General features: G+C 59.3%; 27 protein-coding genes. 10 read left to right on the forward strand and 17 right to left on the reverse strand.

From position 1 onward, the window contains the following. Window positions 1–3: 3 nt before the first annotated feature. Window positions 4–954 (reverse strand): ABC transporter substrate-binding protein, encoded by a 951-nt coding sequence (locus tag ACR0LX_RS11170; RefSeq protein WP_480783793.1) that lies wholly within the window; start codon window positions 952–954, stop codon window positions 4–6. 367 nt (window positions 955–1,321) lie between these two features. On the opposite strand from ACR0LX_RS11170, the gene ACR0LX_RS11175 reads away from it, so the two are divergent. Continuing rightward, the gene (locus ACR0LX_RS11175) at window positions 1,322–1,984 is read left to right on the forward strand and encodes a DNA-3-methyladenine glycosylase I (RefSeq protein WP_480783794.1); all 663 of its coding nucleotides are present in this window, start codon (window positions 1,322–1,324) and stop codon (window positions 1,982–1,984) included. Window positions 1,985–2,026: 42 nt separating this feature from the next. Continuing rightward, window positions 2,027–2,713, forward strand: a complete 687-nt coding sequence (locus tag ACR0LX_RS11180; protein WP_480783795.1) for a hypothetical protein — start codon at window positions 2,027–2,029, stop codon at window positions 2,711–2,713. 4 nt (window positions 2,714–2,717) lie between these two features. Here the strand turns inward: ACR0LX_RS11180 and ACR0LX_RS11185 are convergent, their stop codons facing one another. Further along, complete coding sequence (locus ACR0LX_RS11185) at window positions 2,718–3,125, reverse strand: c-type cytochrome (RefSeq protein ID WP_480783796.1); 408 nt, start codon at window positions 3,123–3,125, stop codon at window positions 2,718–2,720. Window positions 3,126–3,223: 98 nt separating this feature from the next. On the opposite strand from ACR0LX_RS11185, the gene ACR0LX_RS11190 reads away from it, so the two are divergent. Next, on the forward strand, window positions 3,224–3,661 hold the full coding sequence (locus ACR0LX_RS11190; protein WP_480572929.1) for a DMT family transporter: 438 nt from the start codon (window positions 3,224–3,226) through the stop codon (window positions 3,659–3,661). On the opposite strand, the gene ACR0LX_RS11195 is transcribed toward ACR0LX_RS11190, so the two are convergent. Further along, complete coding sequence (locus ACR0LX_RS11195; RefSeq protein ID WP_480783797.1) at window positions 3,645–4,331, reverse strand: ABC transporter ATP-binding protein; 687 nt, start codon at window positions 4,329–4,331, stop codon at window positions 3,645–3,647. The genes ACR0LX_RS11190 and ACR0LX_RS11195 overlap by 17 nt on opposite strands. After that, window positions 4,324–5,610: a lipoprotein-releasing ABC transporter permease subunit gene (locus tag ACR0LX_RS11200; protein ID WP_480783798.1), complete on the reverse strand. Its 1,287-nt coding sequence runs from the start codon at window positions 5,608–5,610 to the stop codon at window positions 4,324–4,326. Before ACR0LX_RS11200 ends, ACR0LX_RS11195 begins: the two co-directional genes overlap by 8 nt. Window positions 5,611–6,004: 394 nt before the next feature. Between ACR0LX_RS11200 and ACR0LX_RS11205 the strand changes: the two genes are divergently transcribed. Continuing rightward, window positions 6,005–6,364, forward strand: coding sequence for a hypothetical protein (locus ACR0LX_RS11205; protein ID WP_480572920.1), 360 nt, complete (start codon window positions 6,005–6,007; stop codon window positions 6,362–6,364). Window positions 6,365–6,385: 21 nt separating this feature from the next. Here ACR0LX_RS11205 and proS read toward each other — a convergent pair whose 3' ends face one another. Then, a complete protein-coding gene (gene proS / locus ACR0LX_RS11210) occupies window positions 6,386–7,726 on the reverse strand; it encodes a proline--tRNA ligase (RefSeq protein WP_480783799.1) in 1,341 nt (446 codons plus the stop codon). Between the two features lie 169 nt (window positions 7,727–7,895). Here proS and ACR0LX_RS11215 point away from each other — a divergent pair, with 169 nt between their 5' ends. The 5 genes from ACR0LX_RS11215 (at window position 7,896) to ACR0LX_RS11235 (ending at window position 13,683) form a co-directional block, all read left to right on the forward strand. Next, complete coding sequence (locus tag ACR0LX_RS11215) at window positions 7,896–9,260, forward strand: FAD-dependent oxidoreductase (RefSeq protein WP_480783800.1); 1,365 nt, start codon at window positions 7,896–7,898, stop codon at window positions 9,258–9,260. Further along, on the forward strand, window positions 9,260–10,234 hold the full coding sequence (locus ACR0LX_RS11220; RefSeq protein ID WP_480783801.1) for an isopenicillin N synthase family dioxygenase: 975 nt from the start codon (window positions 9,260–9,262) through the stop codon (window positions 10,232–10,234). The genes ACR0LX_RS11215 and ACR0LX_RS11220 overlap by 1 nt, the downstream gene beginning before the upstream one ends. A gap of 91 nt (window positions 10,235–10,325) precedes the next feature. Then, window positions 10,326–11,399: an AI-2E family transporter gene (locus ACR0LX_RS11225; protein WP_480572908.1), complete on the forward strand. Its 1,074-nt coding sequence runs from the start codon at window positions 10,326–10,328 to the stop codon at window positions 11,397–11,399. Beyond that, window positions 11,400–12,089: a P-loop NTPase family protein gene (locus tag ACR0LX_RS11230; RefSeq protein WP_480783802.1), complete on the forward strand. Its 690-nt coding sequence runs from the start codon at window positions 11,400–11,402 to the stop codon at window positions 12,087–12,089. Between the two features lie 49 nt (window positions 12,090–12,138). Then, window positions 12,139–13,683 carry a Ppx/GppA family phosphatase gene (locus tag ACR0LX_RS11235; protein ID WP_480783803.1) on the forward strand — a complete coding sequence of 515 codons (1,545 nt, stop codon included), beginning with the start codon at window positions 12,139–12,141 and terminating at the stop codon, window positions 13,681–13,683. A 10-nt stretch (window positions 13,684–13,693) separates the two neighbouring features. Here ACR0LX_RS11235 and ACR0LX_RS11240 read toward each other — a convergent pair whose 3' ends face one another. The 7 genes from ACR0LX_RS11240 to ACR0LX_RS11270 all read right to left on the reverse strand — a co-directional run bounded on the left by ACR0LX_RS11240 (window position 13,694) and on the right by ACR0LX_RS11270 (window position 19,976). Beyond that, window positions 13,694–14,044, reverse strand: a complete 351-nt coding sequence (locus ACR0LX_RS11240) for a hypothetical protein (RefSeq protein ID WP_480783804.1) — start codon at window positions 14,042–14,044, stop codon at window positions 13,694–13,696. Between the two features lie 52 nt (window positions 14,045–14,096). Beyond that, window positions 14,097–15,110: an endonuclease/exonuclease/phosphatase family protein gene (locus ACR0LX_RS11245; protein ID WP_480783805.1), complete on the reverse strand. Its 1,014-nt coding sequence runs from the start codon at window positions 15,108–15,110 to the stop codon at window positions 14,097–14,099. Between the two features lie 3 nt (window positions 15,111–15,113). Further along, entirely contained in the window at window positions 15,114–15,794 is a 681-nt protein-coding gene (locus tag ACR0LX_RS11250; protein ID WP_480572893.1) for a TerB family tellurite resistance protein, read from the reverse strand. A 31-nt stretch (window positions 15,795–15,825) separates the two neighbouring features. Beyond that, a complete protein-coding gene (locus ACR0LX_RS11255; protein WP_480572890.1) occupies window positions 15,826–16,320 on the reverse strand; it encodes an N-acetyltransferase family protein in 495 nt (164 codons plus the stop codon). Then, window positions 16,317–16,913 (reverse strand): VOC family protein, encoded by a 597-nt coding sequence (locus ACR0LX_RS11260; protein WP_480783806.1) that lies wholly within the window; start codon window positions 16,911–16,913, stop codon window positions 16,317–16,319. Before ACR0LX_RS11260 ends, ACR0LX_RS11255 begins: the two co-directional genes overlap by 4 nt. Window positions 16,914–17,037: 124 nt before the next feature. Further along, window positions 17,038–19,164, reverse strand: a complete 2,127-nt coding sequence (scpA, locus tag ACR0LX_RS11265; protein WP_480783807.1) for a methylmalonyl-CoA mutase — start codon at window positions 19,162–19,164, stop codon at window positions 17,038–17,040. Window positions 19,165–19,190: 26 nt separating this feature from the next. Beyond that, entirely contained in the window at window positions 19,191–19,976 is a 786-nt protein-coding gene (locus tag ACR0LX_RS11270) for a hypothetical protein (RefSeq protein ID WP_480783808.1), read from the reverse strand. Between the two features lie 110 nt (window positions 19,977–20,086). On the opposite strand from ACR0LX_RS11270, the gene ACR0LX_RS11275 reads away from it, so the two are divergent. After that, complete coding sequence (locus ACR0LX_RS11275; RefSeq protein ID WP_480572878.1) at window positions 20,087–20,533, forward strand: DUF4174 domain-containing protein; 447 nt, start codon at window positions 20,087–20,089, stop codon at window positions 20,531–20,533. 76 nt (window positions 20,534–20,609) lie between these two features. Here ACR0LX_RS11275 and ACR0LX_RS11280 read toward each other — a convergent pair whose 3' ends face one another. The 5 genes from ACR0LX_RS11280 to ACR0LX_RS11300 all read right to left on the reverse strand — a co-directional run bounded on the left by ACR0LX_RS11280 (window position 20,610) and on the right by ACR0LX_RS11300 (window position 24,361). After that, on the reverse strand, window positions 20,610–22,655 hold the full coding sequence (locus tag ACR0LX_RS11280) for an acetyl-CoA carboxylase biotin carboxylase subunit (RefSeq protein ID WP_480783809.1): 2,046 nt from the start codon (window positions 22,653–22,655) through the stop codon (window positions 20,610–20,612). Between the two features lie 117 nt (window positions 22,656–22,772). Further along, the gene (locus ACR0LX_RS11285) at window positions 22,773–22,976 is read right to left on the reverse strand and encodes a hypothetical protein (protein WP_480572872.1); all 204 of its coding nucleotides are present in this window, start codon (window positions 22,974–22,976) and stop codon (window positions 22,773–22,775) included. A 265-nt stretch (window positions 22,977–23,241) separates the two neighbouring features. Then, a complete protein-coding gene (locus ACR0LX_RS11290) occupies window positions 23,242–23,400 on the reverse strand; it encodes a hypothetical protein (RefSeq protein WP_480783810.1) in 159 nt (52 codons plus the stop codon). Between the two features lie 9 nt (window positions 23,401–23,409). Further along, complete coding sequence (locus ACR0LX_RS11295) at window positions 23,410–23,763, reverse strand: hypothetical protein (protein ID WP_480572869.1); 354 nt, start codon at window positions 23,761–23,763, stop codon at window positions 23,410–23,412. 118 nt (window positions 23,764–23,881) lie between these two features. After that, complete coding sequence (locus ACR0LX_RS11300) at window positions 23,882–24,361, reverse strand: DUF6497 family protein (RefSeq protein ID WP_480783811.1); 480 nt, start codon at window positions 24,359–24,361, stop codon at window positions 23,882–23,884. Window positions 24,362–24,371 lie beyond the last annotated feature (10 nt).

A 24,371-nucleotide genomic window follows, 5' to 3' on the forward strand; every position in this document is an offset into this window, starting at 1 on the left:
GGCTCACTGGGTTGCGGCATCTACGACCGGACGCCATTTGCCTTCGTTTTCTGCCATCCAGGCGGCCACGACCTCTTCGACGGAACCACCGTCAACGTCGATCGCGCCCATCATCGGTTGCTGATCTTCGACTGCCAGTTGATAGTTGGTCAGGATTTCGTAAGCGGCGGGCCACTTCTCTTCCATTCCGCTCCAGCCGGCCTTGAAGATGCGCGACGGCGAGAAATCGCAATCGTTCACCGCGTTGGGGTTCGGACCCCATGCGGGATCGTTGAAGCACGCCTCTTCGCCCGCAGGCAGGTCAACGAACTGCACGTCATAGGCCGACATCGCCCAGTGCGGCTGCCAGAAGGTGATCAACAGCGGCGACTTGCGCTCGGTCGAGGCGCGCAGTTCTGCGATCAGCGCACCCTCGGATCCGGCAGGAACGGCTTTGAACGGCAGTTCCAGGCCGGTCATACGGTCCGCGCCCGGTGTTCCCCAGTCGGCGGGATAGTCAACCAGACGACCGCCGGGCAAGGTCTCGGCTGTTGCGAAGACCTGCGCACAGTCTTTCAGCGCCTCCCAAGCGGGCAGGCCCGGGCAGAGTTCGGCAACGTGTGCCGGGTAAGCGATGCCTTCCTTGGCATCCAGACCCAGATCACCGATTTCAACCACTGTGCCTTCGTCAATTTTCTTGGCGTATTCGTCCGAAACGTTGGACGACCAGATCTCGAGCGTTGCAGCAATGTCGCCGTCGGCAATCGCCTGGAACTGGTTCATCATGCCTGCGGTCACATATTCCACATCATAGCCTGCGGCCTTGAGCATTTCGCCCGCAACGTGGGTGGTGACGTGCTGGCCTGTCCATTCGTTGATTGCCAGTTTGATCGGTTCGTCCACGGCACCCATGTCGGCTGCGCTTGCGGCACCTGCCACAGTCAAAGCCAGAAGGCTGACACCTAGTTTTTTCATGGAAATTCTCCCTGTCTTTTTTCATTGACCCGCGCCGAGCAGTGACTCGTCCGCAAGTATTTCTGTTACCGAAATCGTACCGCAACATGCACGAGTTGAGGACGATAAGAAAAGACATCATTTGCTGACGCTGCCGAATTCTCCGGGTCGGCCAGCGCAATTCTGTCTTTACCACCCCATCCACGCGCGGCACGGTATTTCCGGTCTTTGGATGGCGGCAGATTGCGGGAAATTGATTGACCAGTCAATTATAAATATCACCCATCGATTTTGACCGCTTTACCCTTGGCTCTACGACGCGTTTGGGGGCTTGCTCTTGCAAGGCGCGAACAAAGCGGCAACACTTGCCACGTGGAGGGCAAACATCATGCGTCACTTTGATGAAATCTACGAATTGGCCGCAGGTCGCCACGGTGGCGCAGAGGCATTGGAGAGCGGCTTGAGCAAACCCAAACCTGCGGCAGAACTGGCGGAGATGCCGGACGACAGGTGGCTTTCCATTATCACCAAAACCATCTTTCAGGCCGGATTCAGCTGGAAGGTGATCGAGGCCAAGTGGGACGGGTTCGAAACCGCTTTTGACGGCTTTGACATCGGGCGCTGTGCTTTCATGGATGATGAAAAGTTTGATGCGCTGCTGCAAGACACTCGGATCGTCCGCAACGGAACCAAGATCGCGACCGTCCGCGACAACGCGGCGTTTCTGCTGGAACTCCGCGATGAAGGGGGCGCAGGCAAGATTCTGGGCGAATGGCCGTCGACCGACTACGTCGGCCTATTGGCGATGCTGGGCAAGCGCGGGTCGCGGCTGGGTGGGGCCTCGGCGCAATATGCCATGCGCTTTGCCGGGCGCGACAGTTTCATCCTGTCACAAGATGTCACCGCGCGGCTGATCGCCGAAGGCGTCATCGACAAGGCCGCAACGTCAAAGAAGGCTATGGCCGCCGTGCAAGAGGCGTTCAATACATGGATGATTCAATCCGGTAGGTCACTTACGGAAATCAGCCGGGTTTTGGCCATGAGCCTGTGAAAACGGCTTGCAGCGCCGCCCGCGCGCATTAGGCTCTGCCTCATGCTGCGCGTTTTTCTCGTTTTGATCCTGATCCTTCTTGTTTCCTGCGGTCGCCAAATGACCTCGCAGGAACGCGCATTTATCGGGAACATTCACGGCGAAACAATTAACCCGGATCGGGTGCACCTCGTCAAAGGCGCGCCGGTTGCCGCAATTACCTTTACCCGTCAGGCGCGCCCACGTCTGGCCTGCCGCGAACGGATACTGCCGCCGGTTAAGACCGAAACCGTTACGGGCAAACCTGCGGCGGTGGCCCTGTTCAACCGGGTGTATTTCACCAGGGACTGGTATCTGGACGATTACATGTCGCAATACCCCGAAAAGATGAACCTGATCGCTGCAATGTTGCTGGCGCATGAGGTAACGCATGTCTGGCAGTGGCAAAATCGCAGGACAACCGGTTATCACCCCCTGCGTGCGGCGGCCGAGCATGGCCGTGAGCCTGACCCATATCTGTTCGATCTGGATACCTCGCCGGACTTTCTGGCCTATGGTTACGAACAACAAGGCTCAATCGTCGAAGAATATGTGTGTTGCCGGGCGCTGGATCCCGGAGCGCCGCGCACGAAACGCCTGCATGACATGCTGAAACCGCATTTCGACCTCGCTGCCCTGCCCGCAAGCCGGCGCGAAAGCGACGTATTGCTGCCTTGGGCCGGGGCCGAAATCGAAGGTATCTGCCGGTGAGGCGCTAGCGAGTCTGCAAGTCTTTCAGATAGGTGACCAGATCGGCAATCGGTCGGCTGGTCAGGATGGGCTGACCCTCGGGCGTTTTGATCGCCGTGTCTTGCCCTTCGAAAAAGGGGCCGTAAACCGGCATTGGGCTGCCGTGACTGACCAGAGGGTCACGCCCGTCGATTCTGGCCACGACCCGCGCAGTGGGAAAGACGCCCTCCGCATCGGCCAGTGCCTTCAGGTTGGTCGGTTGAATTACCAGCACGCCCGCCATGGGGCCGTGTCCGGTGGCGTCCAGCCCGTGACATGTTGCGCAATAGTGCTGATAGATTTCCTCGCCAGTTTCGCCATCCTGCGCTGTGGCGCATTGCGCTGCCATCGTGACCAGCGCCAGGCTCATGGACCCGAGCAACCAATTCGTCATCATATCCTCCGCCGCAATCAGACATTTACAGGCTTGCCGGACAGACGCGATGCCGCAATGATCCAGATCAACGATATCGGCACATTCGGGGGCACCTCATGACACAATACGCAGCGATCATGCTGGCAGCCGGAATCGGCATTCCGATCCTAGCGGCGCTGAACGCGGCGCTTGGGCGGTTGATCGGTTCGCCCACTGCGGCGGCGGTTATCCTGTTTGCGATCGCTTTTGCCGCATCTGCACTGGTGTTGCTGGTAATGCCGGGAGGCCAAGCGTTTGCCAAAGCCGCGCAGGCCCCAAAACACTTGTTTCTGGCGGGCATTCTGATCGCGTTCTACGTACTGTCCATCACCCATGTCGCGCCGCATTTCGGGGTTGGAAACGCGGTGTTCTTTGTCCTGCTGGGGCAGTTGATCAGCACCGCCGCGATTGACCATTATGGGCTGTTTGGCGCACAGGTGACGCCGCTGACATGGATGCGCGCGGGCGGTATCGCGGTGATGGCCGCAGGGGTCGCCATCACTCAACTGGCCTGAGCATCCCCGCGTCCAACCGCACCATCCGATCCATACGGGCGGCTAATTCAAAGTTGTGAGTGGCGATCAGCGCCGAAAGCCCCGCCTCGCGCACAAGGCTCATCAGAGCGTCGAACACCTGGTCCGAGGTTTCGGGGTCCAGATTCCCAGTTGGCTCATCCGCGAGTAAAACGCGTGGATTGTTGGCCAGCGCCCGGCAAAAGGCCACACGCTGCTGTTCGCCGCCGGACAGGGCCGCCGGGCGATGATCGGCGCGCGCGTCCACGCCGACCCGACCAAGCAAGGTCATGGCCCGATCCGTGGCCGCCTTTTCCGAGACACCGTTGGCCAGCTGCGGCAGCACGATATTCTCAAGCGCGGTGAATTCAGGCAGCAGGTGATGGAATTGGTAGACAAAGCCGACATCCTGCCGGCGGACCGCAGTCCGGGTGCGGTCGCCTTTGCCGGTGACGGACTGCCCTGCAACCTCGACAGTTCCCGCATCCGGTGAATCCAATAGCCCGGCGATGTGCAGCAGCGTCGATTTCCCCGCTCCGGACGGGGCAACCAAGGCAACCGCCTCACCCGCGCGCAATTCCAGTTCTGCGCCGCGCAGTACCTGCACCTCGCCCGGCGTGCCCTTGAGATAGGTCTTGATCAGGCCGCTCAGCCGCAAAGTTACGTCATTCATAGCGCAGCGCCTCAACCGGGTTCAGCCGCGCGGCGCGGCGGGCGGGGAAGTATGTAACTAGGAAAGAAAGCCCAAGTGACAACCCGATGGCCTTGAGCACATCCGACAGGTGCAGTTCCGCAGGCAGAGCGTAGATACCCCGGATCGCCGGGTCCCAGACGCCGCCGCCCATCACGTAGTTCACGAATGAAAAGATCGGATCAATATAAAGCGCGAACAGACAGCCAAGAATGACGCCCATCGCCGTGCCAATGATGCCGGTGAATGCCCCGCAGATGAAGAAGACGCGCAGCACCGACCCTTCGCTCAGGCCTATTGTGCGCAGGATGCCAATGTCCCTGCCCTTGTTTTTGACCAACATGATTAGGCCGGAAACGATGTTCATCGCCGCGATCAGAACAAGGATCGACAGGATGATGAACATCACGTTGTCCTCAACCTCAAGCGCCCGCAGGAACCCGCCCGAGGCATCCTTCCACGTCCACAACTGCGCGCGTTCGCCCGCAGCGTCCAATATTGGGATCAGAACTGGGTTCATATCTTCGGGCTGCGCGACCATGACCTCGATCTCATCCGCGACGCCATCGCGGTTGAAGAAGCTCTGCGCCTCGGCAAAGGGCATATAGACCCGCGTGCGGTCGATGTCATAGCGGCCTGCGGAAAAGACATAGACCACGTCATAAGCATTCACGCGAGGCGATGTTCCAAAGGCGGTCTTGACCCCATTGGGCGACGTCATCTTGATCTTGTCGCCAACGGTCGCCCCGATCGCCCGCGCTACGCCCGAGCCGATGGCAATGCCGTTCTCAAACTGCGAGAGGTCTCCGTAAGCCTGCTCACTGTCGGCAATACCGGGCAGACTGAACAGGTCGTCCGGGCGAATGCCATAGACTTCGACACCAGTGCTGCGGTCACGATTGGTCAGCAGCACCTGCCCTTTAACCAGCGGGGCGGTGCGTTCAACGCCCGGCACCTCGGCTATCCGGGTCGCCATGCCGTCGTAGTCCTCAATGGTCCGGTCAACACGGCCCTGCGCATCGATCTCGCCCGCGGAATAGACGGTCACATGGGCATTGGCCCCCAGAATGGTGCCGACAAATTCCGAGCGGAAGCCCGAGCGCACGGCAAGCGTCGCAATCAGCGCGAAAACCGCCAGCGTAATTCCGATCAAAGAAATCCACGTCATCACGCTGACACCGCCCTCGGCACGGCGGGCGCGCAGATAGCGCCAGGCGATTTTCCATTCGAATGGGGCAAAAGGCGGGGGCGTCTTGGCCATTACTGCTCCGGCAATTGTTTTGCGGCGACCCTTTCGGCATTTCGCGGGATGGTCAAGCCAGTAGTGCCATTCCCACCACGCCAGGCGCCTTCGCTCGCCGAGAAACAGGCCCCTGCATTCAGAAACTCCGAATCAGTCTTCGGATTCTGGCAAAACCACTCTTGCCAGCCGAGAATGTATTTCTTTTCCGATATACCGCCAGTTGTGAAGCCCTTCACAGACAAGGGCTTATTGTTTCAGCTATGAAGTCAATGTGAGTAGTTGAGCAATAATGCGAGTCCATAAAGCAACATTTAAGGCGTAACTTTATTTCGCGGTTTGCTTATTTTGTGTAATTTTGTCACCCTAAAGTTCGGGGGACACAGTTTTAAGAGTTACGAGCGGGAGGTCGCTCATGGGTATTCAAGAGAACATTTATGAATCGGGCCCTGTTTTGGCCCGCAAAGCATCATCAGAATTGGATTGTGAAACAGCGGCGCTGCTGCGTGCGGCGATCCGTCCTTTGTTCGCAACCGCCGCAAGTTGGGCAAGCCTGGCTGACATAATGCGGGACAAGGGCTATCGTCTCGCGTTTCGTCAGGGATCGCTCTGCGTGACAGATCGCGCCACAAACGAACGCGTCTGCGGGCTAAGGTTTCTGGGGTTGGACCTGAAAGAGCTGGTCAGCCGCATGGGCCGTCCAATCGTTGTGGCCCGGGGTCATGACGCAGATGGCGATCTGCTGGCCGCTCGGCCAACAGTCAGCCGTTCATAAGTTTCGCACGCATCGCCTTGTTCAGGCGATGCCGGCATAAATCTCAGCGATTTTCGCCACGGCGGCCTCGGGGCTAAGTTCTTCGCTTTCGCCAGTGCGACGGCTGGTCAGTTCGACCACACCGTTTTTCAGACCGCGCGGGCCAACGGTAATGCGCCACGGCAGGCCGATCAGGTCCATGGTGGCAAACTTGCCCCCTGCCCGTTCGTTGCGGTCATCATAAAGCGGCTCAAGGCCCAGCGCGGTCAACGCGCCGTAGATCTTGTCACAGGCCGCATCCGCCTCTTCATCACCTTGCTTCAGGTTCACGATGCCGCAATGGAAAGGCGTCACGCCTTCGGGCCAGATAATGCCCTTGTCGTCATGGCTGGCTTCGATAATTGCGCCGATCAGGCGGCTGACACCAATGCCGTGGCTGCCCATATGGACAGGAACAGGTTTGCCGTCAGGGCCTTGCACGGTCGCGCCGAGGGGCTCGGAATACTTGGTGCCAAAATAGAAAATCTGGCCGACTTCGATTCCGCGCGCAACGCGGCGGCGTTCCTCGGGGATCTGATTGAACAACGCCTCGTCATGGGTTTCGTCGGTGCGGGCGTATTTCGAGGTGAACTCTTCCAGGATCGCCTGACACTGTTCGCGGCTGTCGTAATCAATCTCACGATTGCCAAAGGTCAGGTCAGTGACGGCGCTGTCATAGAAAACCTCGGACTCACCGGTATCGGCCAGCACCAGGAATTCATGCGTGTCATCACCGCCGATCGGGCCGGAATCGGCGCGCATGGGGATGGCTTGCAGGCCCATACGCTCATAGGTGCGCAGATAGCTGACCAGATGGCGGTTATAGGCGTGCAGCGCGTCCTCTTTGGTGAGGTCGAAATTGTAGCCGTCTTTCATATAGAACTCGCGCCCCCGCATCACGCCGAAACGCGGACGGATTTCATCACGGAATTTCCACTGGATCTGATAGAGCGTCAGCGGCAGGTCTTTGTAGCTGCTGACATGGCCGCGGAAGATATCGGTCACCAGTTCCTCGGCGGTCGGCGTATACAGCATGTCGCGATCATGCCGGTCTTTCATCCGCAGCATTTCCTGACCGTAATCGTCATACCGGCCGGATTCGCGCCACAGGTCGGCCGATTGCAGGATCGGCATCTGGATCGCGATGTGGCCCGCCCGCGCCTGTTCCTCATGCACGATGTTTTCCAGTTTGCGCAGCACTTTGAACCCCAGCGGCAACCAGGAATAGATACCAGCGGCGGCCTGTTTGATCATGCCCGCGCGCAGCATCAGCCGATGGCTGACGATCTGAGCCTCGGACGGGTTTTCCTTGAGAACGGGCAGAAAGTAACGGCTGAGGCGCATTGTTTGACCTTCAAAGCAAAGAATTCGACTTCAACGGTGATTATGCCAAAGCCCCGCCGGGGGCAATCGCGCATTGGTGTTTTTGCGACTTGGGACCAGTCGGTTTTTTGATTGACCTGCCAATCAGGACGCTCAAACCTGACACAGCGACAAGTCAACAGAGGCCGCGATGCAGACAATCACCGAACCCGCCCGCGAGATCCCCGTCATTCACAAGACCGATGTGCTGGTAGTGGGGTCCGGCCCTGCGGGTCTGGCGGCTGCGCTATCAGCGGCGCGCGCCGGGGCCGAGGTTACATTGATGGACCGGTTCGGCTGCATGGGTGGCAACATCACCGCTGTCGGCGTCGAAGGCTTTGCCTGGTATCGTCACGAACAGACAGTCGAGGCCGGTGGGATCGGCATGGAATTCGAAACCCGCGCCAAGGATATGGGCGCGGCGGTGCCGGAAAGCCAGTCGCTCAGCTATGAACTGGACAGCGAAGGGTTCAAGCTGGTTGCGGACAAGCTGGTCGAAGAAGCCGGCGTGCATCCCATGCTACACCGGCAGTTCGTTGCTCCGATCATGGAGGGCGACCGGATCACAGGTGTCATCACCGAATCCAAGGCCGGGCGCGAGGCCATTCTGGCCCGCGTGGTGATCGACGCTACTGGCGACGCGGACGTGGCGCATCGTGCGGGTGCGCCAACATTCAAAACGGCGCGTGAGGACATGATGGCTGCCTCGGTCATGTTCCATCTGGCAGGCGTCGACAAGCGCGCCTTTATGGAAGGGATCAAATCTGACCCGCAGACCTACAAGGACTGGGGCGGCGGCGGCGAATGGAATATCGAAACCTCGGGCAAAGAGGACGACATGTTCTCGCCCTTCGTCAAGAAACCGTTCCAGCAGGCCATCGAAGAGGGTTTGATCCCACCGCATCTGAACACCATCGCGGGCACCTGGGGAGCCATGCATGATACCGGTGAGCTGACCTATATGAACCTCATTCATCTGGATGAGATCGACGGAACCGACCCCGACAGCCTGACCCGAGGCGAGATCGAGGGGCGCCGACAATCCATGCTGGCGATCGAAGCGCTGCGTCGTTTCATGCCAGGCTGCGAAAACGCACGGCTCAGAAATTTCGGAATGACCATCGGCATCCGTGACACCCGCAAGATCGACGCCGTCTACAACATGACCGAGGACGATGCCCGCCATCAGGGCCGGTTCGAGGATTCGATCGGCATCTACCCTGAATTCATCGACGGTTACGGCATTCTGATCCTACCCACCACCGGGCGGTATATGCAGATCCCCTATCGCTCGATGCTGCCGAAGGGCGTAAAGGGTCTGCTGGTCGCCGGACGTTCACATGGGTCGGACCGGGTGGCACACGCAGCGACGCGCAACATGTCCTGCTGCGCGGTCATGGGACAGGGCGCGGGCATCGCTGCCGCGCTGTCCCTGAAATCCAATCAGGATCCTGACCAGATGGACCTTGCCCCGGTCCAGAAAGAGCTGCAACGCCAGGGGGTCAGGATCAACTGATGGTGCAGATTCCAACCATTGACATCGCGCCGTTGGCGGAGTCCGATATGGCAGCGCGTGATAGCGTTGTCCAACGGATCATGGATGCCTGCACCAGCATCGGGTTTCTGTCGATCACTGGAACCGGCATATCCCAGCAATCTGTGGATCAGGTCCGACAGGTGGTCCGCGCGATTTTCGACATCGAGGAATCGCGCAAATGGGACCAGGCGATCACCCGCGAGAACTATCGCGGCTACATCCCGATGGGGTTTTTCTCACCGAATGACGGGTCGGGTGTTGCGGACAAATACGAAGGCTACAAACTGCATTACGAAGTGGCAGCAGGCGCATCGATCCGGCAGGAATGTGCGCTTTACGGCCCAAATCGCTGGCCTCGCGAAATCCCAGAGGCACGCGAGATTCTGCTGGGCTATTGGTCGCAGCTGGATCGTGTAGCCGAAGCTCTGCTGGGCGCGCTTGAGATTGGCCTCGACCTGAAACCTAACACGCTATGCGATGCTTTCCGCGACCCGATGACCAACATGACCCTGTTGCATTACCCGCCTCAGGCCCCTGACGAGGGTGGTTACGGCATCCACCCGCACAAGGATACCGACGCACTGACAATCATCGCCCCCGATCCGGTCGGCGGGCTGGAGGTGCAGACCCGCGATGGAGGCTGGATCACGCCCGATTGCCCGCCCGGAGGCTTTGTCGTCAATATCGGAGATATGTTGGAGCTGTGGTCCGGCGGGCGGTTGAAATCGACGCCGCATCGTGTGGTCAATCGGTCCGGCAAGGAACGGTACTCGTTCCCTTACTTCGCGGTCCCGCGTCACGATGTGGTGGTCGCGCCCCTGTTGCCCGCCTTGCCCGGATTCGACCGGCCTGCGGTGCATAGCGGACATTGGTCGGCCGAGATCTGGCGGACCAACTGGCCCGACGAAACAGCGACGAGCGACACGCCGGAACTGGGGACACTAGCCGACTGAAGTGTCAAAAAGGCGCGCGCCATGAACCGCTTGCATCGCAAGGCGTCATGGGCCAAGAACACGGCAACGCTGTGCAACAAGGGAATGCGCCATGGCTTTGCCGGTGAAGGATCAGCTAAGGTACTGGGGCGTTGCCGCTGCGGTTTTTGTCGTGGTGCTGTGGCTGCTCGGCGACGTGCTGCTGCCCTTTGTTATCGGTGGCGCGATTGCCTATTTCTTGGATCCGGTCGCTGATCGCTTGGAAAAGCTGGGCTTCTCCCGGGTTGCGGCCACTGCGTTGATCACCGTTGTCGGCGTGTTGGCATTTGTCCTGATGATCGTGATGGTGGTTCCTGCGCTGATCACTCAGCTGCTGGACCTGATCGACGTCATGCCCAGCCTGTTCAAGGAATTGCGGGCTTTCATCGAGAAACAGTTCCCTTCGCTGCTGGACCGTGAATCGAGCACACACCAGATGCTTGTTTCGTTCGGTGAAACGCTGAAATCCAAAACTGGGGATGTTCTGCAAACCGTGCTGGCCTCGGTCGGATCTGCCATCAACGTAGTGGTTCTGCTGGTGATCGTGCCGGTTGTCGCCGTCTATATGCTGCTGGACTGGGATCGCATGATCGCCCGCATTGGCGAGTTGTTGCCCCGCGACCACGCCCCAACGATCATGCGCCTGGCGGGAGAGATTGATGCTGTTCTGGCCTCATTCGTGCGCGGAATGGGCACCGTTTGCCTGATCCTCGGCACCTATTACGCCATTGCCTTGATGGTCGTCGGCTTGCAGTTTGGCCTGATTGTCGGGGCCATCGCTGGGCTGGTGACCTTTATCCCCTATCTCGGCGCGTTGATCGGGGGGGCGCTGGCTATTGGTCTGGCCTTGTTCCAGTTCTGGGGGGATTGGGTGCACGTCGCAATGGTCGCGGGTATCTTCATGCTGGGCCAGGTGACCGAAGGCAATTTCCTGACCCCAAAACTGGTCGGCAGTTCGGTTGGTCTGCACCCGGTCTGGCTGTTGTTGGCACTGTCGGTCTTTGGCGCTTTGTTTGGTTTTGTCGGGATGCTGGTCGCTGTCCCGGTGGCCGCGGCCCTTGGCGTTCTGGCGCGGTTTGGCACGCAGCAATATTTGCATAGCCGCCTATACACGGGCCTTGAAGGACCGACGCAGGACCCCGAGTAAATGGCCACTCAACTGAGTTTCGATCTTCCGTCCAAGACAGCCTTGGGGCGCGAGGACTTTTTTGTCTCACCTGCAAATGCGCTGGCCGTTGCGATGATCTCGGCGACTTCGTGGCCCGGAAACAAGCTGGTTCTGACCGGACCGGCTGGGGCGGGCAAGACCCACTTGGCACATGTCTGGGCCGCTGAAACCGGTGCACAAATTGTGCAAGCGGCGGCGCTGCGGTACGAAGACGTCCCGGACCTGGCCAGCAAACCCGTTGCGGTCGAGGATGTGCCGGTCATAGCTGGGGATGTGGAACAGCAGAATGCCCTGTTTCACCTGCACAACCTGACCCTTGCCGAAGGCAACGCGCTGCTGATGACCGGACGGGTTGCTCCGAAATTCTGGGGCCTTACACTCGCCGATCTGCACAGCCGGGTTCAAGGTGCGCACCATGTTGCGCTGGAAGCCCCCGATGACGCTCTGCTTGGTGCGGTGCTTGCCAAGCTATTTGTCGATCGACAATTGAACCCGGGCCCCGATGTGATCGCCTATCTGGTCAAGCATATGGATCGCAGTTTTGAAACAGCGGCCACAGTGGTCGGGTATCTTGACGACCTCGCCCTGACCGAAAAGCGCGAGATCACCCGCGCGTTGGCTGCGCGCAGCCTGAATGCGTTGCAGTCGGCGGACAATACGGATGATTGACCCGGATCGGACGATTTCGCATCCTGTGATCCAAAGGACTGGGGACACAATGAAACAAACCGCCAAGACTGACGCAGCGGATTACGGTGTGTTTGGCAAACCGCTGTTCGACGATCCCGGCGCGCGGGCCCTGTCGCGGGTCGGAGTTGTGGATGTGGGATCTAACTCGGTCCGAATGGTTATTTTTGACGGCGCGGCGCGGTCTCCGGCCTATTTCTACAACGAAAAGGTCATGTGCGAATTGGGCGCTGGCCTGTCCGATACCGGTCGCCTGAACCCCCGAGGGCGCGAGCGTGCTATGGCCGCCCTGTTGCGTTTTCAAGCGCTCGCCAAGGATCTGGGGCTGCCTGCGTTGCACGCGGTTGCCACCGCCGCGGTGCGAGAGGCCGAAGATGGCCCGGAATTCTGCGAACAGGTCAAGGCGCAAACCGGATTGACCATCAATGTCGTCGACGGCGAAGAAGAGGCCCGCCTGTCTGCCCAGGGCGTGTTGCTGGGCTGGCCCGGGGCCTATGGTCTGATCTGCGACATCGGCGGATCGTCTGTCGAACTGGCCGAAATCGGCGAAGGCGAGGTGGGCCGCCGGATGACCTCGGCGCTTGGTCCGTTGAAACTGCGTGATATCAAAGGCGGGCGACGCGCCAGAAAGGCGCATATCAAAAAGACGCTTGAAGAGATGCGGGACCAGATGGGGCCGCAGCGCGATCGTCTGTTTCTGGTCGGCGGCAGTTGGCGTGCCTTCGCGCGGCTGGACATGCTGCGCAGGGGGTACCCGCTGAACGTGTTGCATGAATACCGGATGACGCACAAATCGGTGCGTGAAACCATCAAGTTCATCGAAAAGAGCGACCCGGACAAATTGCGCAGCCAAGCAGGCGTTTCAAGCTCGCGGATGGCGCTTATTCCCTATGCGATGGATGTGCTGGCCCGGTTGATCCGAACCTTCAAACCCAAAGACATCGCCATCTCAAGCTATGGTATCCGTGAGGGGTTGCTGTACCAGCAAATGCCGCAACGTCTGCGCGACCGGGACCCGCTGATCGAGGCCAGCCGCTTCGCCGAATCCAAAGATGCGCGGCAGCCGGGATTCGGCAAACATCTGTTCGATTTCGTGATGCCGCTGTTCAAGTCAGCTCCGCAGCAAAAGATTCGTCTGATCAAGGCAGCCTGCCTGTTGCACGATGTCAGCTGGCGCGCCCATCCCGATTACCGCGCCGAGGTCTGCTTTGAATACGTCACTCGCGCCAATATGAGCGGGCTCAAACACGCGGAACGGGTGTTTATCGGATTGGCGCTGCAGCACCGCTATCGCAACAAGCGTGAAGGCGACCGGTTCACGCCTCTGTATGAGCTATTGGATGAGCGCGAACAGAAACAGGCCGAGATTTTAGGCAAAGCCATGCGGTTTGGTGCGATGTTGCGGATGCAACCAGATGCGGCGATGGGTCAGCTGCGGTACTTTCCGAAAAAGCAGAAACTTGATCTGATATTGCCCAAAAGCGGCACGCCTTTCTTCAACGAAGTGGCCGAGGTGCGTTTCAATTCCCTCGCAAATGCGCTGAAGTCGGAAACCCGGGTCATCATGCGCGGCTGACGCGCGTGTCTCAGATATCGGTAAAACCCTCGGGTGCCGGTTCTTGCACTTCAGGCTGATCTGGCTTTGGTTTCTTGCGGATTATGATGTCGCCATTGGGCAGCATCTCGGGCGCTTCATAGGCGCTCCAATCCCTGACCTGCGCAGCGAGCTCTGCCAGCGCAGGACCCATTTCCTGAACAAAGGACTGCATGGCGGGTCCGAACTGATCGGCAAGCCCGCGCAGATCCTCGAACGTGGGTTCCATTTCTTCCCGCAGTCCCTCGAGGAACAGTTCCGCCCCCCGCTCCATTAGCGATTTTGGTTCGTCGTCCTGCGCAAAGGCAGGAGCGGCCGGGCCGACGCAAACAACTAGGATCATCAGGAAGCGTGTCATGCTTCAAATATAAGGGATGACCGGCTTGGTTGAAAGGTTACAGATCAATATCCAGCGTTACCGGAAAGTGATCTGACGCCATCAGCAGAGCCTCGCGCAGCTCTGGCGCGTTATAGCAGGTGCTGTCCTTGAACGGATGCCAGATGCGCCAGTCTGGCCGATAAGCGCGCAATTCCGGGCTGACCATGATGTAATCCAACAGCGCCTCAAGATACCGGCCCTCGCCCGGACGGGCGAACCGCGCGGTGGAGAGGGCGGTATGTGCCCGAGGGCCATGCGCCTGAACCGCGTGCGGATCATAAAGCCCGGATTCGAGCAAAATCTCGACCGAGGAACGCCCAAACAGATGTTCAAATTCGTCCAGCCCCGGCCCGTCGTTCAAATCGCCAAGCAGTATCACCGCCTCATCTTTCGCGCTATGTTCCGCGACCCGTTGCGCCAGCCATATCGCCTGAGCCAATTGCTTGCGCCGGTTGGAAATCGAAATCCGTATCGCTTCGTCGCGCGAGGCTGCGCCATGAGGCGCTTTGGACTTAAGATGCGCCCCGATCAGGCGAAAGGCGTGGCCTCCGGCGGTTTCAACCGCCAGTTCCATCGGAGGCTTCGAAAACCGCACCAGATCCTCGGTCGCGTCCACATCCAGATCGATACGAAACACAGTGTCAAAACGCGGTGCATCGCGGCTGCCGGTGTCCTCGGCTGGTTCGCCTTGTGGGTCATGGCGCACCGATAGAACCTTGGGATCGAACAACAAGGCCAATTCCTGCTGCGTGTCGTTCGGAAACCCCATGACCGCATGTGCCGTTCGCAGATCAAAAGCCTCGGCAAATCGCTGTAACGCGCGGACAGTGTTTTGCGACTTTCCGGTGTTCGGCGCCTCGACAACCAGAACCGCGTCTGCATCCAATGCGGTCAGCACCTTGGCGATGGCTTCAATCTGTTGGACCTTGGTGATGTCGTGACGGCCCGACCAGCTATCATCCGCGATCAGCTCATCGTTGCGGTCAAAGAGGTTGGCAAACCATTCTATGTTGTAGGTCGCCAGACGCATGGCCTAGACCTTTGCACCGTTGATCTCGTCCCAGGCGCGGTTGATGTCGATCATCTTTTTTTCCGCCAACCTCACGGCCTCTTCCGGGACGCCTCGTGCCATCATCGCGTCTGGATGCGTGTCGCGGACCAATTGCCGCCAGACCTTACGAATCTCGGGGATCGGCATGTCGCGCGCGACCCCCAGAACCGTATAGGGATCGTTTGGCGCATCAGGGACGAACCGTGCGCGCAACGCCATGAATTGCGCTTCGGTCTGGCCGAATATTCGGCTGACCTGTTCCAGAAATTCGTTCTCGTTTGGATGGTAGAACCCATCCGCCATGGCGATGTGAAACAGCCCCTCCATCAGATCGCAAAGCGTTGTGCTGTCATCGCCAAACATCCGCGAGATCTTGCGGGCGTAGTCTTGATAGCCCGCCACATCCGTGCGCGCCATGTCGAACACCCTGGCCGCGCCGGCCTCGTCATCGCGGGCGATCTGAAAAACCTCGCGAAAGGCGGTAACTTCGTCGCGCGTCACCTGCCCGTCGGCCTTGGCCATTTTTGCACCCAGCGCAATGACAGCGATGGCAAACGCAACCGAGCGTTCCGGCGGGGTGCGCAGTTTCTCAAAAACGGCCGTCAGGCTTTCGCCCTGTGCAAGCGCGCTGATGGCATCGGATATTCGGGTCCAGATCGACATGGGCGCACCCTAACGCGCGATGTCGCGACTGTCAGGTGCGATCTGGAGAAAGAATTTTCTGCATCAGAACAAGATCAAGCCAGCGGTCCCACTTGCGGCCAACCTCGGGCATGCGACCCACCTCGGAAAACCCCAACGCCGCATGAAAAGCAATCGCTCCGGGGTTGGCCGAAGAGATTCCGGCGACCAGAACATGAACCCCATCCGCACGCGCCGTATCTTCAAGCGCGGTCATCAAGGCACGACCCGTCCCCTGCCCGCGCGCCTGTTGCGCAAGCTGAATCGAGTGCTCTTGGGTATGCACATAGCCCGGCCCCGACCGAAACGGGCCATAAGTTGCGAAGCCAACGACCTGATCATTTGACACGGCAACCAGATAGCGACCGGATCGCGCGGCGATGTCCTCGGCAATGCTCTCGGTCGACCGCTGTGCCGTTGTGAATGTGATCAGCGTATCTTCGATAACCGCATTTGTGATCGCCGCAATTGCAGCCGCGTCCGCGGTTTTAGCTGCCCGGACGATCATTCCAGCACACGCCCGCCCCAGGGCGTATCGAATTCGGCCCGCATCGCGACAGGGCCGGTGTCGAATTCGATCAGGTCGAGTTTGCCGAGCAGTCGTGCAAGCTCCAACGCCTCGGGGTGATAGACAACAAGGCGGCGCAAGCGGCAACCGCTGGCCTGCAGCATTCCGGCGGGGTGCAGATCGCCGCGCCATTGGATTAGCGCCGGGTATTGATTGTCGAAGGGCAATCGCCCTGACCCCGGCACTGCCATACGCCACCGCAACGCGCCCCGTTCAACGTCGATCGGCGCAACCGGGCCATCGGGCATGGTGACGCTTTCGATATCCGTCACGCGGCATATCCAGTTGGTCAGCCGTGCGCGCCCATTGAACCGATCCAGATCGAACCATCTTGGATGTTCCGGGGGTGGCGCATCCGGGTCAATGGCGATGGCCTCAAGGTATAGCCCGTTCTCAAGACCCAGAAGCCGGTTGTAGGTGCCAAACTTTGCGTGTTTGCCGCCTTGCTGTAATCGGACACCAAGCGCCTGTTCCACATGGGCCGCCGCCTCGTCCAGCGTCTCCCCGGACACGGCCAGATGATCAAGTTGCATTGGCGCCCTCCTGCTGCATCAAAAAAAGACAGCGCGAAAACGCGCTGCCCTTACGACCCAAGTCTTCGCTGAAGGCTTTGTATCACAAGAGTTTTCGTCTCGAAAATCTCGAATTTCCAAGGCTTCAGCCACGTGCCTCGCGGATCAGGTTCAGGATGTCCTGTGCGGCCTCGGGGATATTTGTGCCGGGACCAAAGATCGCCTTGACGCCGTGATCGTAGAGGAATTGATAGTCCTGCTGCGGGATCACACCGCCGCAGATGACGATGATGTCCTCAGCCCCGGCTTTCTTGAGCTCCTCGACCAACTGCGGCGCAAGCGTCTTGTGCCCGGCCGCCTGAGACGAGATGCCAATCACGTGCACATCGTTGTCCACTGCATCCTGAGCCGCCTCGGCCGGGGTCTGGAACAGAGGGCCCACATCCACGTCGAACCCGATATCGGCAAAGGCCGTGGCGATCACTTTGGCACCCCGGTCGTGGCCATCCTGACCCATCTTGACCACCAGCAAGCGGGGCCGGCGACCTTCGGTTTCGGCAAACTCCTCGATCGACTTCTGAATCGCGGCAAAGCCTTCGTCGCCTTCATAGGCGGCGCCATAAACACCGGCCAGTGTTTTGACCTCGGCGCGGTGGCGGCCGAATTCCTTTTCCATTGCCATGCTGATCTCTCCTACGGATGCGCGGGCACGGGCGGCTTCGACAGCAGCGGCCAGCAGGTTGCCACCCTCGCGGGCGGTTTTGGTCAGGGCCTCCAGCGCGTGCTGGCACGCGGCCTCATCCCGGGTTGCGCGGATACGCTCCAGACGCGCGACCTGAGCTTCGCGAACAGCGACGTTGTCGACGTCCAGAATGTCTATCGGGTCTTCCTGTTCCTTGCGGTATTTGTTGACGCCGACGATCACCTCATCGCCCCGGTCTATCATCGCCTGACGCCGCGCCGCGCTTTCTTCGATCCGCAATTTGGGCATACCCGAAGCCACGGCCTTGGTCATGCCGCCCATCTCCTCGACCTCTTCCATCAGGGCCCAGGCCTTTTCGATCAGCTCGTTGGTCAGGCTTTCGATGTAATACGAGCCCGCCAGCGGATCGACCACGTCGGTCACGCCGGTTTCCTCTTGCAGCACCAACTGCGTATTCCGCGCAATGCGGGCCGAGAAATCCGTGGGCAGCGCGATTGCTTCGTCCAGCGCGTTTGTGTGCAGCGACTGGGTGCCGCCCAGCACCGCGCTCATCGCCTCATAAGCGGTACGGATCACGTTGTTATAGGGGTCTTGTTCCTGCAGGCTGACGCCCGAGGTCTGGCAATGGGTCCGCAACATTTTCGACCGCTCTGACTTTGCCCCGAACTCGGTCATCACCCGGTGCCAAAGCGTACGCGCGGCGCGCAGTTTGGCGATCTCCATGAAGAAATTCATGCCGATGGCGAAGAAGAAGGACAGACGGCCCGCGAACTTGTCGACGTCCATCCCAGCCTCGGTCGCAGCGCGTACGTACTCGCGCCCATCGGCCAGAGTATAGGCCAGTTCCTGCACCAGGTTCGCCCCGGCCTCTTGCATGTGATAGCCCGAGATCGAGATCGAGTTGAATTTCGGCATCTCGTTCGACGTATAGTCGATGATATTCGAGATGATCCGCATCGACGGCTCGGGCGGGTAGATATAGGTGTTGCGCACCATGAACTCTTTTAGAATATCATTCTGAATGGTGCCGGACAGGACGGACTTGTCGTGCCCTTGCTCTTCGCCCGCGACGATGAAACTGGCCAGGATCGGGATCACCGCGCCGTTCATGGTCATCGAGACAGAGACCTTGTCCAGAGGGATGCCGTCGAACAGGATCTTCATGTCCTCAACACTGTCAATCGCCACACCGGCCTTGCCAACGTCGCCGACCACGCGAGGATGGTCGCTGTCATAGCCCCGGTGCGTCGCCAGGTCGAACGCCACCGACACGCCCTGCTGACCTGCGGCAAGGTTGCGGCGGTAGAAAGCGTTTGATTCCTCGGCGGTCGAAAAACCCGCATACTGCCGGATCGTCCAGGGACGCCCGGCATACATCGTAGCCTTTACCCCACGGGTGAACGGACCAAGGCCGGGCAACGATCCCATATGCGGCAGATCGGCGGTATCATCCTGCGTATAGAGCGGTTTGACATTGATCCCTTCCAGCGTCTCTTTCGTCAGATCGTCCAACGGGCGACCGCGCAGCTCTTTTTCAGCCAACGCCTGCCAGTCCTTTGTGTCGGTCATTGCTTAATCCTCTTGTCAATTCTCTCTCAAGCGGGCGCGGCAGAGCCACGAGCTGTTTCAGGCAGGACGCATAGCGATGCCAACCCGTCAGCTCCGGATGCCAGCCACGACAGGTCATCCGCGTATTTCGTCAACAGTTTCATTTGCTGGGTGCTGTTTGGGTCTTGCACGACCTGTTCTGCACCTTTGTTGAGCCATAGATCCGCCCCATCGGTCGGGGCTTCTATGCTCACCAGTTGCGCCAATTGCATGTTCGAGCGGCCCGAAAACTCCTCGAACGGGAGTACCAGTATGGGTGTTTCAGGAAAGGCGTGCGCAAGATCTGAAACCACCGCCTGCCAGCTCCGATCATGTTGAGCGATCTTTTTCCAGCGTAGCATTCCGTTGAAATGCTTCCTGTTTCGGACTGCATATCTGGTGACCGAAATCCAATATTCGCTGAGCGCACGAATGTTCAGCCCAATCCGGGTCACGCGGTTACCGAAAGCCCGAGCTACCAATTGGGCGCGCAATTGCGCTTCGGGGTAAAGCTCTCCTCGATTGAGGTTCTGTTGCATCATGCCCAGAAAGTTCTCTTCGCTGACGAGAAGATGTGTGATGCCTTGCGCCTCGCAGCGGTCGAGCTCTCGTTGCAGCGTGGCGTGGGATTCGCTGGTCATGGACTTGAGCCCATGCAGGGCGGTTTCCCTGACTTCCTCCGGCCCCCAGAACAAGATGCCTTGTTTGGCCAGCGTTGGCGTATTGCGGCGCATGTATTCCTGAAAACTGGTGGTGGCGCAGCGATGCGCCCCGAAATGCAGTGTGATTTCCATGCGCCTAATCCACCACAACGCCAAACGCGTACGCTTTTTTGACGTCCATCCGCATTCCGACGGTCGCATTCCGCGGAACAGGGGCTATATTCGATGGAACAGGAGGCCCCATGATCCGTACGCTTGCCCTTGTTTTCTCGGCACTATTCCCGCTGGCCGCCCTGGCCGCCGACGGGACCGCACCTGCCGAGGACGAATATGTCCGCCCCACAGCGGACAGCGACCTGAGCGAATTTCTCTGGGTCAGCCGTCCGATTGTCGTTTTTGCCGACACGCCCGCCGACCCGCGGTTCCAACAGCAGCTCGACATGCTGATCGAGGGCGAAGAGGCGATGCGGGATCGTGATGTGGTTGTCTTGACCGATACCGATCCGTCTGCCCGATCCCCGATCCGGTCGCAGTTGCGCCCGCGTGGGTTCCAGATGGTCTTTGTTGACAAGGATGGCGTCGTCAAGCTGCGCAAACCATCCCCGTGGAGCGTGCGTGAAATCGGCCGTTCGATTGACAAAACGCCCTTGCGCCAGCGCGAGATCCGCGAACGGCGCGAAGGTGGCTGACCACCCGAACCGCGCTCGCCAGCCCCGGCGCAACCCACCGGGCCCCTTTGACGTTGTGGCAACGGCGCGGGCATGATCATTCGAACTCGATGATCACGTCATCTACGGCAAGGCTGTCACCGGGGCCTGCATTGATCTTGGCAACAACGCCCTTCTTCTCGGCGCGCAGGATGTTTTCCATCTTCATCGCCTCGACGGTGCATAGCGCCTGACCTTCCTGCACTTCCTGCCCGACTTCGACATCGACCTTCACGATCAGGCCGGGCATCGGGCAGAGCAGCATTTTCGACGTATCAGGTGGCAGTTTTTCCGGCATCAACTTGGCCAACTCGGCCTGACGCGGCGTGCGTACGTGTACTTTCAGATCAGCGCCCCGATTCCGGATGCGGAAGCCACCGGATACCTTGCCGACCTTCAGCACCAGCGGACTGCCGTCAACGTCCAGAACAGCCAATTGATCGCCGGGCGTCCAGTCGGACGTCACGCGATAAACAGTGCCGTCATCAAAGGTCACGGTCGAGCCATCAGGATCGGCATCAGTGGTCAAGGCGAATTCCTGCCTCTGGAAGGTGACGACCCAATCGGTACCGACCTTGCGTTCATGGTTATCCATCCGGCCCGATACGCGGGTGCGGCGGATCTCGGCGACACGATGCATCGCCGCGCAGGAGGCCGCGATGCGTCGCAGGTCACCCTCGGGCAATTCGACGCCCTCGAACCCATCAGGATATTCCTCGGCAATAAACGCCGTTGTCATGTCACCGCTGACGAATTTCGGGTGATCCATAACTGCGGACAGGAACGGCAGGTTGTGACCAATGCCTTCGACTTCGAAACTGTCCAGCGCCACGCGCATCGCCTCAATGGCTTTCTCGCGGGTCGGGGCCCAGGTGCACAGCTTGGCGATCATCGGGTCGTAGTACATGCTGATCTCGCCGCCCTCGTATACGCCGGTGTCGTTGCGCACTGCGGCCTCGCCTTCGGGCGCGTCACCTTGCCATTTGCCGTTCACCAGCATTGGGCCAGCAGCAACCTCGTGCGGGGGGCGATAACGGGTCAGGCGGCCGATCGACGGCAAGAAATTGCGATAGGGATCTTCTGCATATAGACGGTTTTCGATGGCCCAGCCGGTCAGCGTCACATCATCCTGCGTGATCGACAGCGTCTCACCTGCGGCCACGCGGATCATCTGTTCGACCAGATCGACGCCGGTGATCAGTTCGGTTACCGGATGTTCCACCTGAAGGCGGGTGTTCATTTCCAGGAAATAGAAGTTCTTGTCGCCATCGACGATGAATTCCACCGTCCCGGCACTGGCGTAGTTCACGGCCTTGGCCAATGCTACAGCCTGTTCACCCATCGCTTTGCGGGTCTCGGGGTCAAGGAAGGGTGACGGCGCTTCTTCCACCACTTTCTGGTTCCGGCGCTGGATCGAGCATTCACGTTCGCCCAAATAGATGCCATTGCCGTGGCTGTCGCACAGCACCTGAATTTCGATATGGCGCGGCTGGGTTACGAATTTTTCGATGAATATCCGATCGTCGCCGAACGAGTTCGCGGCTTCGTTCTTGGATGACTGGAAGCCTTCGCGCGCTTCTTCGTCGTTCCACGCGATCCGCATGCCCTTGCCGCCGCCCCCTGCGCTGGCCTTGATCATGACGGGATAGCCGATATCGTTCGAGATTTTCACGGCCTCGTCAGCGTCTTCGATCAGGCCCATGTAACCTGGTACCGTGCTGACGCCCGCGTCCTGTGCAATTTTCTTGGACGTGATCTTGTCACCCATGCTTTCGATTGCCCCAACGGGGGGGCCGACAAAGGCAACGCCTTCGGCCTCAAGCGCCTCGGCGAACTTGGCGTTTTCGGACAGAAAACCATAACCCGGGTGCACCGCCTGCGCGCCGCTTTGCCGGATCGCGTCCATGACCTTGTCGATCACGATATAGGACTGGTTGGCGGGCGGCGGCCCGATGTGAACGGCCTCATCCGCCATCGAGACGTGCAATGCGTTCTTGTCGGCGTCCGAATAGATGGCAACCGTACCAATTCCCAGCTTGCGGGCGGTTTTGATGACCCGGCACGCGATCTCGCCCCGGTTGGCGATCAGGATCTTGTTGAACATGGAACGTCCTTTGTCTTGATGTTTGGAAAACGCAAAACGCCGCCGCGAGGATACGACCCCACGGCGGCGTTTTTTGCGATATCGGTCGGGACGGCGCGCGCCCCGAAGAATTTTGCGTTATCTACAGTTGTTCTGCGCCTTGCAGTACAGGACGTTGCCCGCTGCACCGACCACCGCACCGAAAAGCGGGTCCGAGTTAAGGACGGCCGCACCCACTGCGCCCGCACCACCGCCAAGCAGCGCTTGTTCTCCAGTGGTGTCGCCGCATGCCGCAAGCCCTGCACAGGTTGCCATCGCCAGGATGAGTTTCGAGAATCGCATGATGTCTGCCCTTTTGTGTATCTTGTCGTCGTTGACGGCAGATGGGGCAAACAGGCGTTGTTATTCAATATCAACGCCCGACCCCGCGCATTATGCGCAGGTTTTTGCTGTTTTATGCCCTTTATAGGCAAAAAGAAAACCGCGGACAGGACTATGTGGGGAACACAAGCCTGCCCGCGGAAGGAAGGGGTACGGAATAGTAGGTGCATGTGCGACGCAGGCAAAGTCGAGTCGCACGGCTGGATCAGATTGCCCGGTACAATTTCTACCGCCAATAGGTGATTGTTTCCAATTGCGATTCCGGCTGAAACCCGCGCATCGGAAAATTTAGCGCGCAGAAATGCGCCGACATGGCGTTCTGGTTCGGTGCCTCGAACCAAGGCGCTACACGCCATTCGGCAACCTTTTCTATGTTCAGCAGCAACCTGCACGACTATCCGTTCCCGTCAACGATATCAGGAAAAGACGCGCGCACAGCGTCCGGGTCGATCACCAGCAACGCGTCATAGCTTGCCGCATCAAACGGATCCTCGGCCGCAATCACTTCTCGCCCGAACAACCAGCTCAACCGCCCGGCATCCAGATTGCCGCGCTCAAAGGGTTGATCGCCAAAATGCTCCCAAAGTGCGGTCAGAAAAGCCACGTCCGCGCGTTTGTCTGCCGGTTTACGGTCCCGAAACCGTTCGCGGCGCGTCAGCGGCGTCACGCCTTTGGGATTGGCGCGACGAATGGTGAACTGAAAATCCGTTCCCGGAAGACGCCCCGGAAATCCTCGATGCTTGATCATGATTGCCCCCCTTCAGGCAAAGAGCAGCAATTCAGTGCACGCCCGCGTGTGCCTCGGACCAATGCGGCCTGCACAATTGCGGAAACTACCTGAATGCCAATGATATGCTGTTTCATGATCACAGCCCTTCCCAGATACATTGCGAGTCCTCAAGGCGGTACGCTTCGAAAAACTGCGTCGCTTCGGGCGAGGACACGCCAAAGTCAATCGCCCGGTCCGAGAATGAGATAACCACGCGCGCAGGATCCAGCTGATGCCGCGCCACATAGGGAATGGCGAGCACCTCGCACAGATGGGCCATATCAACAATGGCCACATCATAGGTGATTTGCCCCGCGTTCGAACCGATCTTGGGTGCAACAAAACGAAACCGCACCCATAACTCGCCGGGGTTTGTGTCCAGCAGCACGTTCCTCAGTTCGACAGGTTGCCCGGATGGCACAGGCAACAGGCTTTGCGCTACTGACCCTTCGGGTCGACACAGCGCAAACAACGCCATGGCGGCGCCGAGGCCACGTCTGGACCTGGCACTTCCCGCAAGGATCGCAAGCGCACCGCTGTTGGTGGCGGCAAAGATATGACGGAGGCAGAGGGTCATGTGGCGAGTT

The sequence above is a fragment of the Ruegeria sp. CH11 genome (assembly GCF_056537105.1).